General features: G+C 43.0%; 13 protein-coding genes. 6 read left to right on the plus strand and 7 right to left on the minus strand.

Annotated elements, in window-relative coordinates; translation table 11 throughout:
• From IYN84_RS15365 to IYN84_RS15390, 6 genes are all read right to left on the minus strand, one after another.
• Window positions 1-1,011, minus strand: a complete 1,011-nt coding sequence (locus IYN84_RS15365; RefSeq protein WP_196140121.1) for an amidohydrolase family protein — start codon at window positions 1,009-1,011, stop codon at window positions 1-3.
• Between the two features lie 13 nt (window positions 1,012-1,024).
• Window positions 1,025-1,555 carry a 3-hydroxyanthranilate 3,4-dioxygenase gene (locus IYN84_RS15370; protein ID WP_210330552.1) on the minus strand — a complete coding sequence of 177 codons (531 nt, stop codon included), beginning with the start codon at window positions 1,553-1,555 and terminating at the stop codon, window positions 1,025-1,027.
• A gap of 163 nt (window positions 1,556-1,718) precedes the next feature.
• A complete protein-coding gene (locus IYN84_RS15375; protein ID WP_196140122.1) occupies window positions 1,719-2,150 on the minus strand; it encodes a RidA family protein in 432 nt (143 codons plus the stop codon).
• A 504-nt stretch (window positions 2,151-2,654) separates the two neighbouring features.
• Window positions 2,655-3,176, minus strand: a complete 522-nt coding sequence (locus tag IYN84_RS15380) for a hypothetical protein (RefSeq protein WP_196140123.1) — start codon at window positions 3,174-3,176, stop codon at window positions 2,655-2,657.
• 2 nt (window positions 3,177-3,178) lie between these two features.
• Window positions 3,179-3,778, minus strand: coding sequence for an acyloxyacyl hydrolase (locus IYN84_RS21725; protein ID WP_196140124.1), 600 nt, complete (start codon window positions 3,776-3,778; stop codon window positions 3,179-3,181).
• 63 nt (window positions 3,779-3,841) lie between these two features.
• Complete coding sequence (locus IYN84_RS15390; protein ID WP_196140125.1) at window positions 3,842-4,123, minus strand: helix-turn-helix transcriptional regulator; 282 nt, start codon at window positions 4,121-4,123, stop codon at window positions 3,842-3,844.
• Between the two features lie 235 nt (window positions 4,124-4,358).
• Between IYN84_RS15390 and IYN84_RS15395 the strand changes: the two genes are divergently transcribed.
• From IYN84_RS15395 to IYN84_RS15415, 5 genes are all read left to right on the plus strand, one after another.
• Window positions 4,359-4,619 (plus strand): MoaD/ThiS family protein, encoded by a 261-nt coding sequence (locus IYN84_RS15395; RefSeq protein WP_371734919.1) that lies wholly within the window; start codon window positions 4,359-4,361, stop codon window positions 4,617-4,619.
• Between the two features lie 58 nt (window positions 4,620-4,677).
• Window positions 4,678-5,757, plus strand: coding sequence for an exo-alpha-sialidase (locus IYN84_RS15400; RefSeq protein ID WP_196140127.1), 1,080 nt, complete (start codon window positions 4,678-4,680; stop codon window positions 5,755-5,757).
• Window positions 5,758-6,037: 280 nt separating this feature from the next.
• Window positions 6,038-6,577 carry an RNA polymerase sigma factor gene (locus IYN84_RS15405; RefSeq protein ID WP_210330554.1) on the plus strand — a complete coding sequence of 180 codons (540 nt, stop codon included), beginning with the start codon at window positions 6,038-6,040 and terminating at the stop codon, window positions 6,575-6,577.
• Window positions 6,574-7,026 (plus strand): anti-sigma factor, encoded by a 453-nt coding sequence (locus tag IYN84_RS15410; protein ID WP_196140129.1) that lies wholly within the window; start codon window positions 6,574-6,576, stop codon window positions 7,024-7,026. The genes IYN84_RS15405 and IYN84_RS15410 overlap by 4 nt, the downstream gene beginning before the upstream one ends.
• Before the next feature lie 26 nt (window positions 7,027-7,052).
• Window positions 7,053-7,424 (plus strand): YbjQ family protein, encoded by a 372-nt coding sequence (locus IYN84_RS15415; protein WP_196140130.1) that lies wholly within the window; start codon window positions 7,053-7,055, stop codon window positions 7,422-7,424.
• 153 nt (window positions 7,425-7,577) lie between these two features.
• Here the strand turns inward: IYN84_RS15415 and IYN84_RS15420 are convergent, their stop codons facing one another.
• A complete protein-coding gene (locus IYN84_RS15420) occupies window positions 7,578-9,251 on the minus strand; it encodes a glutamine--tRNA ligase/YqeY domain fusion protein (protein WP_196140131.1) in 1,674 nt (557 codons plus the stop codon).
• 379 nt (window positions 9,252-9,630) lie between these two features.
• Between IYN84_RS15420 and IYN84_RS15425 the strand changes: the two genes are divergently transcribed.
• Window positions 9,631-10,230, plus strand: a 600-nt coding sequence (locus tag IYN84_RS15425) for a hypothetical protein (protein WP_196140132.1), incomplete at its 3' end; no start/stop codon positions are given.

Genomic DNA, 10,230 nt, shown 5'->3' on the forward strand with positions numbered 1-10,230 from the left:
CTATTCAAACCGCGACTTTTCCAGTCCCAACCATTCCAGAGCGGTGCCGTGGAGTAATCGGGCTTTGGTTTCTTCATTGTTGATGGTTTCGTTAATTAACTTTCCTGGTTCTAGTTCACCCAAAGGAAATGGATAGTCGGTTCCCAGCGCTAATTTATCTGCTCCCATCAATTCGATTAGATAATTCAGCATGGCAGGGTCATGTACCAGCGTATCCAGATAAAATTTATCCAGGTACTCGCGTGGATTAACATTGTTATCAACCGCCACCAGATCGGGACGACAATTAAAGCCGTGTTCGATTCTGCCGATGGTGGAAGGAAAAGAGCCACCGCCGTGGGCAAAGGCAACTTTTAACTGTGGCAGTCTTTCAAACACGCCACCAAAAATCATTGAACAGATCGCCAGTGACGTTTCCGCAGGCATACCGACCAGCCAGGGTAGCCAATAGTCCTTCATCTGCTCCTTGCCCATCATGTCCCACGGATGAACAAAAATCGAGGCATCCAGATCTTGCGCAGCTTCAAACACAGCAAAGAGTTCCGGTGCATTGAGGTTCCATTCATTAACATGGGAGCCGATTTGTACGCCGGATAAGCCGAGATCTTTGACGCATCTTTCCAGTTCCTTTATCGCAAGATCCGGAGACTGCAGCGGAATGGTTCCTAATCCCGCAAACCGGGTTGAGTGTTGATCACAGATCCCGGCAATATGATCGTTCAACAGCTTTGAAATATCGAGAGCGTCTTGTGCTTTTGCCCAGTAACTGAACATCACCGGTACTGTTGAAAGTACCTGCACATCGACTTTATGCTGATCGCATTCGTGCATACGCACTTCGGCGTCCCAGCAGTTGGATTCGATTTCACGAAAGAAGGTTTCATCTTTCATCATTCGAGCGCAGCCGCATTTGTGATGGTCCAGATGAATCCAGCCTCCGTAGCCGTATTTTTCTTTCAGATCAGGCCATTTTTCCGGCAGTATATGGGTATGAATATCAATGGTTAGCATTGCTTCTCATTCCTTAATCAAATTCGTGTTTATTGTGTGGCATAACTTCACCGCACTGGCTGCAAGTTCGTAACTCTTCACTGGAAAGAAAGCGGTTAAAAACTGCGCCAAAATCATTTTCGATATCTCGAAGTGGAAAAAACTCTTCGTAGAGTTTGTGATTGCATTTTTCACAGAACCACATCAGCGCGTCGGTTTCATCTGGGCGACGAACCTGTTCAATAACGAGTCCAATCGAGTTTTCAAAACGTACCGGGGAATGAGGGACTTTGGGCGGCAACAGAAAGACTTCACCCGCTTTAATCGGGTACTCGACTACTTTGCCATCCTGCTGAGTTCGAAGCAGCATTTCGCCTTCCAGCTGGTAGAAAAATTCGGGACCTTCATTGTAATGAAAATCTTTGCGACCATTGGGGCCTCCGACCACCATGATAATCATATCACCCTCACGATAGACTTCCTTATTACAGACCGGCGGCTTGAGTTTATCGCGGTTGTCTTCTATCCATTTTTGGAAGTTGATTACCTGCATTGGTGCACTCATATTCAAATCCTCTGTTTTTTGAAGTTCTAAGCCATTGATTTCAGATTTTTATTTTAAGAAATCACACATTTTTGAAATGCTTCTTATCACTTATCACTTATCACTTATCACTTATCACTTATCACTTATCACTTATCACTTATCACTTATCACTTATCACTTATCACTTATCATCTTTAATCGTCGCAATACACTTAAGCTCGATTGCAATCGGTGTCGGTAAGCAATTGATTTCTACCGTGGTTCGGCAAGGTTGATTATCGGCAAAGTACTCGGCATAAATTTTGTTGTAAGTTTTAAAGTCGTCTTTCATATTGGTTAAAAACACAGTGACATCGACTAACTCCATCCAGCTCGAACCTGACTCTTGCAAGATGGTTCTCACGTTTTCAAAAACGCTGCGGCACTGGGCTTCAATATCGTATTCTTTAATGCTGCCATCTTCATTTAAGGTAACTCCCGGTATATCTGTGGTGCCAGCCTTTCGAGGACCCACCCCGGATAAAAAAAGGAGGTTACCAACTTTTCTGGCATGAGGATAAAGGCCTACAGGCTTAGGGGCTTTTTCGGTACTAAATTTGTCTTGTTCGCTCATAGTCATTTATATCTTTTAGATTGATTAAGAGTGGCAAAGCCACTGGTTGAAGTCTTAGACCTCTTCGTACTGGTTTTTAACTTCCTGAAATTCAGGCTTAAAGATTAAGTCTTGTCAGTTTGAGATTAGACTCAGTTTATCGGCGATTTTCGCGAAGCCGATAAACTTATCTGCTCGCTAGTAAAAATAGCACAAATCGTGGACGAGGGCGGACCGCCCTGATTAATTCAAAGAGGCTAGTTTAGAATAAATTTGCAGCCATGCTGACTTGCAAAGATATTAAGTGATGTTTTTGCTTTTGGGTCGAAAAACATATGGAGTTATATCAGTTTATGTCTGAGTATTTCTAAATCGTTAACAAAAATTCCGGTAAATCCGACCATAATTTAACCGCTTAAACCAGCATTTGTAAAGAAAATTCCCTTTGAAGCCAGGCTTTTGATAGCAAAAAGCGGTTTTAGATAAGTCTGCATCGGCCTTGATTGTCTTTAACCTATTTTCAGATCAGTTGACAGAGTATCGTTCAATCAAGGTGATGTAATCTGCATTTTTAGACAATTTGATACTTGTCGTGAGATAGACACTCTCGGAAGACTCTTTTGCTGCATCGGGAATTGATGCTGCTACGCTAAAAGTTAGTTGATTGTCTCCTTTAAGTGCCCACGCAGATTGTAGTTGTCTGAATTGTTCAACCGATTCTTCAGCCAACCGGTAGGTAGTAGAGCGCATTGCCGGAGTATCTGAAAAGAAACCTTTTTGTGCATCAATCAACTGCTGCTCCACCAGTTTTGAATAGAGTTGGACCTGTCTATTTGAACTGGCATTTACCAGACCGAGGTCGAGCCGGGTCTTGTTGATATTCATTTCAACATTTTGATTAATCTCAACCTTTACTCTTATATCGCCAGGTTTAATCCTTCTAAATTGTTGACCATCAAATGAAGAAAACTGACTCCAGCTTGAAAAAGGAATACTGGAGCAACCGGATAAAAGAGAGATGAAAATGATTAGAAAGAGATTTCGCATTGTTAAAACCTCCTGATAAATTGAAAATAAATACCATCACTATCTATTGCCGGGTTAGAGTCAACCAGTCCCTGACCGTTAGAAATATGCATTCTCTGATAACCAAGAGCCAGCTGGTTTGTGGACATGAATTGATAATTTAGCGTGATGCCAATTTGATGATGGAAATTCCATTGGGTGCCTTGTGGTGGAAAGTCACTGTTGAAATAAATGGGCCCTGTGGCAAAGCTGGCATTTAGTGATAAGGGGGCCAACTCGAATAACTTTACCCGTGTCATCAGACTGGCTGCAATGCCTTGCGAATCAGCGTCCATTTGGCCTAGTTCCGGATTAAAAGTGTCTATTGAATAGCCTCGATTGCTTACCAGTGATAAACGCCAAAGCAGATCGAAATTTTTCCATGAGGCGAACTGTTGCGCAAAGCTCAGGTAAATGCTATCTACGGAACGATCAGAATGAATGGATTCGAAGTAGGCAACTTCATAAAGATCTGCTTCTTCTTGTCGCTCCTGTGCTTGAGTAACGGTAAATCCGGGAGTTAGCCAGAATAGTGTTAATAAGAAAACCAGATAGTTGCTGATATTTTTTATCGCGTTTTGCACGATGATCTCCTTTTATTAAGTTCTTTATTTCGCGAAATAACGAAATGATAATTCAAAAAATTTTTAGCAGCAGTCGAATTTATCAGCCAGTGCTCTAAAGGTTTTGACCATAAACTTTCGGTCTCCCTGAAAGAAAACGTCTTTGCCGACTTTTTCAGAAGTGAGTATTCCTGCTCTGCGCAATATATGGAGGTGCGCAGATGCGGTAGACATAGCCAGACTGGTTCTTGCGGCTACTTCAGAAACCGGATGCGACTTTCCGTCGAGAAAAATTTCGAGCAACATCTGCTGTCTTTTTTCACTTGCCAGGGCCTTAAAAAAATCGATAAGTTGTTGATTATCCATATAAGCTCAAGATTTATTGAGGTAAAGTAAAGAGATTACATTTCGTTATTTAGCGAAATATAGTTTTTTTTGGCGGCGATTACAATACTTTGTCGCAAAAAAGAGATGCGCCCTTTTCATTTTTGAAGGCTATTGCGCGCAATCTATGTGAAAAGCACTAGAATTAACACAAGCTTTTAATTCAGGCCAGCAAGTGCATGTTGGCTGAACTTAAGGAAAGAGTACATTGGTCAAGGTGATCTTTACCGAAAACTTGAAGCGGCATATTGACTGTCCTCCTTGTGAAGTTGAAGCGGCGAGTGTTGCCGAGGCTCTGGCTAAAGTCTTTGCCGCTCACCCCCGACTGGGCAGCTATATTCTTGATGATCAGGGAGGATTAAGAAAACATGTAATGGTTACCGTGGATAACAATTTGATCCTTGATCGAGAGTCGCTTAGCGATCCGCTAGATCAGAATTCTGAGGTGTATGTCCTCCAGGCCTTATCGGGCGGCTAAAAGGCGAAGTTACCAGAAACTGGAATCGGTCAATGAAACAGAAAACTGGAGAATACAGATGGGTATACGCGCTTTGATCGCAACTCGAAAAGGTTTGTTTCGACTTAATCAGGACAAAACTCTGGAACCGGTTGATTTTCTCGGTGTACCAGTCAGTATGACGCTGGCCGCCGAAAACAGGAAATACTGGTATGCCGCGTTAGACCATGGGCATTTTGGGGTAAAGCTTCACCGCTCTGAAGATAGTGGTAAAAGCTGGCAGGAAATCAACTGCCCAAGTTATTCTGGAGCAGAAAGTGGAGACGAAAAACCTAAGGCATTTTCATTGAATTTAATCTGGTCACTGGCATACGCAGATGATGGGCCTGGTGATAAATTATGGGCCGGAACCGTTCCTGGCGGGCTATTCTATTCGAAAGATGCAGGACTATCGTGGCATCTGAATGAGTATTTATGGCAAAAAAATATTGAACAATCCTGGTTTGGAGGGGGCTTTGATTCTGCGGGTATCCACTCAATCTGTGTAGACCCAAGAGATCACAATGAGGTAAAAATTGCTGTCTCCTGCGCCGGTGTCTGGGTAACCAGAGATAGTGGAAAAAGCTGGAAAAACTGTTCGAAAGGAATGCGAGCTGAATACATGCCTCCGGACAGGGCATATGACGTCACGATACAAGATCCTCACCTTTTGGTTCAATGTGCGACGAACCCTGATCATTTGTGGGTTCAGCATCATAATGGCATTTTTAAATCCAGCGATAACGCGGCAAGTTGGCAGGAAGTTAGAGATGTAGAGCCATCGGTATTTGGTTTCGCGACGGCAGTTCACCCACGGGATCCTGAATGTGCCTGGTTTGTGCCCGGCGTGAAAGACGAGTGTCGAATTCCGGTAGATGGCAAACTCGTTGTTACCTGCACCAGAGACGGCGGAAAAAGCTTTGAAAAACTGACCGCTGGCTTGCCACAGCAACCCAGCTATGATCTAGTGTTCCGTCACGGCCTGGATATCGATAAATCAGGCGAGCAACTCTTGCTGGGGTCAACCACTGGAAATCTCTGGCTAACTGAAAATCAGGGTAATCACTGGCAATGTCTGAGCACCTTTCTACCGCCTATATATGCGGTAAGATTTCTATAATCGCCATTCGCTGTGTTAGCCCTTTATCCGGCCGGGGTGTTGATCGCTTTCTTTTCCTTTTTCAAAATATTTTCAATACCAGGGAATAAGCATCGCTTTAGTCCGTTTACTCTCCTGAGGCACAAAATGCAAAAGCTTCCAGGGGCGCTAGTCGTTCACCAGTCAAGTAACTGCTTGCTAACTTGGAGGCCCCTTAGTTTCTCCGCTTGTTAGCATTTTGTGCCATTTTTCCGTATCACTTTGCTTTGAGATATCGTAATATTTGATGGCACTATCTGAAATGACAGAAATTAAGGAATACACCATGCAGGTGTCAGAGGAATTCAATGAGTGTAGAAAGCAGGCCTATGCGCTTGCTTTTCGTTTACTCAACAACGCTGATGATGCGCTTGAAGTAGTTCAGGCCTCAATTGAAAAAGGGATCAATCATGCCAATGCGCCGGCACTGGATCACCCGGAGTTTAAGCCCTGGCTGTTTACCGTTGTGCGCAATAAATCGATTGATATTTTGCGTCATAAACAAAGAGTGAGACAGGTTGAACATGAGGAGTTCCACTCCAGTGCGCCATTGTCTACCGAGCCTGATAAATCCCTGCAGCAAATGCAGCTTAAAGATGCGCTAGAAAAAGCAATCAATGAGCTTAGTACGCAGCAAAAAGAAATCATTCTGCTACGTGATTACCATAATTTCAGTTACGCCGATATTGCAAAAATCCTGGGAATTGCCAATGGTTCTGTTATGTCACGATTACATCGAGCGCGAATGGCGCTTAGAGAAATTCTTGTCGCTAAGGGAATTACTCTGGGGGGCGAGAGATGATCGATTCAGTTAATCAAATCAGTGATGAAAAATTCGAAAAGCTATCCGGTTATCTGGATGGCGAGCTGACCCAGCAGGAAGCGCAGAAAGTGGCTCTGCAGATTGAGTCGGATCCTGAATATAAATTGCTTTATCAGGAGCTTTCGACAATGCGAACTGAGATTCAGTCTCTTAGTTTACAACAGCAAGAACTGGAACATCTGGAAAAGCTTTTTGAAGAACCGGTTGCAAAGACATCTCGTATTTTTGGATTTGCGCTATTAACTTTAAGCGCGATAGGTATAGTCGCTTATACATTATTTAAGATTTTTACAAATCCAGAAATTGGGCTGCTAGAAAAAGTACTGGTTGGCGCGATGGGCGGAGGTTCTTTACTGTTGTTAATCAGCGTCATCAGACAACGATTAATTTCGCTGAAAAGCGACAAGTATAGACGCGTTAAAATTTAATGAACCAGCAAAGGTAGAAATCAAAAATGAGTAGAGTTGTTTTATCCACTACCGAATTTGTTTACGGCAAAAAAATTATTAAGCACCTGGGTCTGGTTCGCGGAACAACTATCCGTGCACGCCATATAGGTCACGATATTTTGGCAAAGCTCCGTGGGATTATTGGTGGAGAAATCCATGAGTACACCAAGTTGATGGCAGAGAGCCGTGAACAGGTTTTAGAGCGAATGATGGATGATGCGCGAGATCTGGGTGGGAATGCAATTGTCGGTGTAAGATTTTCTACTTCGCATATCGCTCACGGTGCCGCTGAGCTGGTGGTCTATGGTACCGCGGTATTAGTTGAAGATGCTGATGACCTGATCGATGACAGACCACCTTTAACGCCTGAGTTTTAATGGCAGATTCTTAAGATTGGTCTTTCAGGACGGGGCTGCCAATCAGACTGAATTGTTAATAAGAAAGGAATGTTAATAAGAAAGGATTGTTAATATTTGTTCAAAAAAAAGGTGCATTTAAATGCACCTTTTTTTTCAAAGATAAAACCAGGGTTAACCCTTCGCTTCGATTTTTGCCCAGCTATCCTTTAAAGTCACGGTTCGGTTAAATACCAGCTGACCTTCCTTGTGTTCATAGCGATCAGCACAGAAGTAACCTTCTCGTTCAAACTGGAAAGTGTCTTCCGGTCTGGCATCACCCAGACTCATTTCAACGCGAGCGTCTTCGAGTACTTCGAGCGAATCGGGGTTAATGGTTGCAAGAAAATCCTCCGCAGAACCAGGGTTAGGCACGTTGAATAGTCGATCATATAAACGTACTTTGGCAGGCAAAGATTTTTCCGCTGACACCCAATGTATAACACCTTTAGCTTTATAACCTTCCGGGTTTTTTCCTAGCGTATTTTCATCATAGGTACAAAGCAATTCGATAATATTACCGCTATCATCTTTAACTACTTCATTGCAGGTGATGACGTATGCATTACGTAAACGTACCGCCTTACCTAAAACCAGTCGCTTGTATTTCTTGTTCGCTTCTTCACGAAAATCCGCCTGATCGATATAAAGGGTTTTCGACATATATATTGTACGTTTACCCATCTCTTCTTTTTGCGGATGATTGGGTGAAGAAAGCTCTTCAATTTTATCTTCCGGGTAGTTTGTTAGGGTTACTTTCAGCGGTTTTAAAACAGCCATTGCTCGCGGCGCATTTTCACCCAGATCTTCACGAACAGAATTTTCCAGCAAACTCATTTCAACCGTATGAACTTTTTTGGTCACGCCGGTTCGTTGAACAAAGTCACGAATAGCTGCCGGGGTAAAGCCGCGACGACGCATTCCGGAAATTGTTGGCATACGGGGGTCATCCCAGCCGTCCACATGACCATCGACAACAAGCTGATTAAGCTTACGCTTACTGGTAATGGTGTGTTCCAGGTTTAAACGAGAGAATTCAATCTGCTGTGGGTGACAATCGATAGTAATATTATCCAGAACCCAGTCATACAACGGACGATGATCTTCAAACTCCAGAGTGCAGAGTGAGTGAGTAATTCCTTCGAGCGCATCCGAAATACAGTGGGTAAAGTCGTACATTGGGTAAATGCACCACTTGTCGCCGGTACGAATATGGTGTTGGCGCTTTATTCTGTATATAACGGGATCGCGCATATTCATATTGGGCGAAGCCATATCAATTTTTGCGCGTAGAGATTTGGCACCATCTTCAAATTCCCCGGCTTTCATACGGCGGAAAAGATCCAGATTTTCTTCTACACTGCGATTGCGATAAGGACTTTCTTTACCCGGCGTTGAGAAGTCTCCGCGGTATTCGCGCATTTGATCACCGGTTAAATCGTCGACATAAGCCAATCCTTTTTGAATGAGCTCTTCGGCATAGTCATAGAGCTTGTCGAAGTAATCGGCGGCGTGGCGAATTTCACCTGACCACTCAAAACCGAGCCATTTAACGTCTTCGGCAATCGCTTCGGCATAAGCGATTTCTTCTTTCGCAGGATTGGTATCGTCAAAACGCAGATTGCACTGCCCCTGATAATCCTGCGCAAATCCAAAGTTGATACAGATAGATTTAGCGTGGCCAACATGGAGGAAACCATTCGGCTCTGGCGGAAAACGGGTCTGGACCGACTGATGCTTACCCGAGTTTAAGTCTTCTTCAATAATGTTACGGATAAAGTTGGTCGGTTTTGTGGCTTCAGTGCTCATTGATTCAATTGTCTCAAGTTAAGTTTTGGTCAAATTGGGGTTAATCCACGCCATTTTCAATATTTTTCGGCGGGAAAGGGCGATTTTACATGAGTTTTGGGGCTGGGGGGAGTCTTTTACTTGCTGAATAGCAGTGGATATTGGAAATTGCTAATTCGCTGGTGTTTTAGTGGTAGGGATAGTTTTTTGATATGTGTAATATTTACTGTGAAAAAGAGTTATTAGCAGTAGATCAAGTTGAGAAGTTTAAGTAGTATGCGCGCAATAATTCAGGGCAGAAAATATTCATAGCTTATTGAGTAGGAACTCTTATTCTTAGTTGTAATAGCTTCTTGAAATCTCCCTGATTTGATGTTCTTTTATTTGTTCGGGAATTGCTATGTCAAATATTGCAAAATTTCTAATAGCATTATTGCTTTCTTTTTCATTCGTTGGAGCGCTTAAAGCTCAAGATCTAATACTCGCTCAGTTGTCTGAAGTTCCTGACCAATGGAATTTCAATGGCTTATTCTATGATAATTTTCAAACTCCCTTTGACATCGCGTGTGAAGACCATTACGAGCACTATGTTGTAGAACGGTGCTATAAAGGTACTATTACTAAAGACGGTGAGTTTAACAGGATTAACATCAGAGTCGTGCTTTTAAATGAGAGCACTGGAGGAACAATTGACTCATCTGCAGGAATAATAAACGAGCATTTCAACGTTGAGAACGCATGTCCTTTGAGCCACCCGAAGAAATTAGATAGTAACGGCGATGGAATAATTGACAGGTGTGGTCGTGAACAGTGTAGCATGCAAAATTCAGTGGAGTCTGCTCTTGTTAACTCTCTTTCTTCAAGCAAAGACCCTAATGTAAAAAATCCATCTGAAGCTGAAGGCAACCCTATCAGCTGCTCCAGCGGCCAAAAAATCCAGTATGATAATATCTACCAGGGCAGTGGTGCCGATGCGCTGAATTTCACCACTATCTATTCA

The organism is Aliikangiella sp. G2MR2-5 (genome assembly GCF_015687155.1).
GTDB lineage: Bacteria > Pseudomonadota > Gammaproteobacteria > Enterobacterales > Kangiellaceae > Aliikangiella.

What these genes read in the sequence shown, in the direction of transcription:
- IYN84_RS15365 (WP_196140121.1), bottom strand. Translation starts at nt 1,011, where the DNA reads ATGCTAACCATTGATATTCATACCCATATACTGCCGGAAAAATGGCCT.
- IYN84_RS15370 (WP_210330552.1), bottom strand. Translation starts at nt 1,555, where the DNA reads ATGAGTGCACCAATGCAGGTAATCAACTTCCAAAAATGGATAGAAGAC.
- IYN84_RS15375 (WP_196140122.1), bottom strand. Translation starts at nt 2,150, where the DNA reads ATGAGCGAACAAGACAAATTTAGTACCGAAAAAGCCCCTAAGCCTGTA.
- IYN84_RS15380 (WP_196140123.1), bottom strand. Translation starts at nt 3,176, where the DNA reads ATGCGAAATCTCTTTCTAATCATTTTCATCTCTCTTTTATCCGGTTGC.
- IYN84_RS15390 (WP_196140125.1), bottom strand. Translation starts at nt 4,123, where the DNA reads ATGGATAATCAACAACTTATCGATTTTTTTAAGGCCCTGGCAAGTGAA.
- IYN84_RS15400 (WP_196140127.1), top strand. Translation starts at nt 4,678, where the DNA reads ATGGGTATACGCGCTTTGATCGCAACTCGAAAAGGTTTGTTTCGACTT.
- IYN84_RS15405 (WP_210330554.1), top strand. Translation starts at nt 6,038, where the DNA reads ATGACAGAAATTAAGGAATACACCATGCAGGTGTCAGAGGAATTCAAT.
- IYN84_RS15410 (WP_196140129.1), top strand. Translation starts at nt 6,574, where the DNA reads ATGATCGATTCAGTTAATCAAATCAGTGATGAAAAATTCGAAAAGCTA.
- IYN84_RS15415 (WP_196140130.1), top strand. Translation starts at nt 7,053, where the DNA reads ATGAGTAGAGTTGTTTTATCCACTACCGAATTTGTTTACGGCAAAAAA.
- IYN84_RS15420 (WP_196140131.1), bottom strand. Translation starts at nt 9,251, where the DNA reads ATGAGCACTGAAGCCACAAAACCGACCAACTTTATCCGTAACATTATT.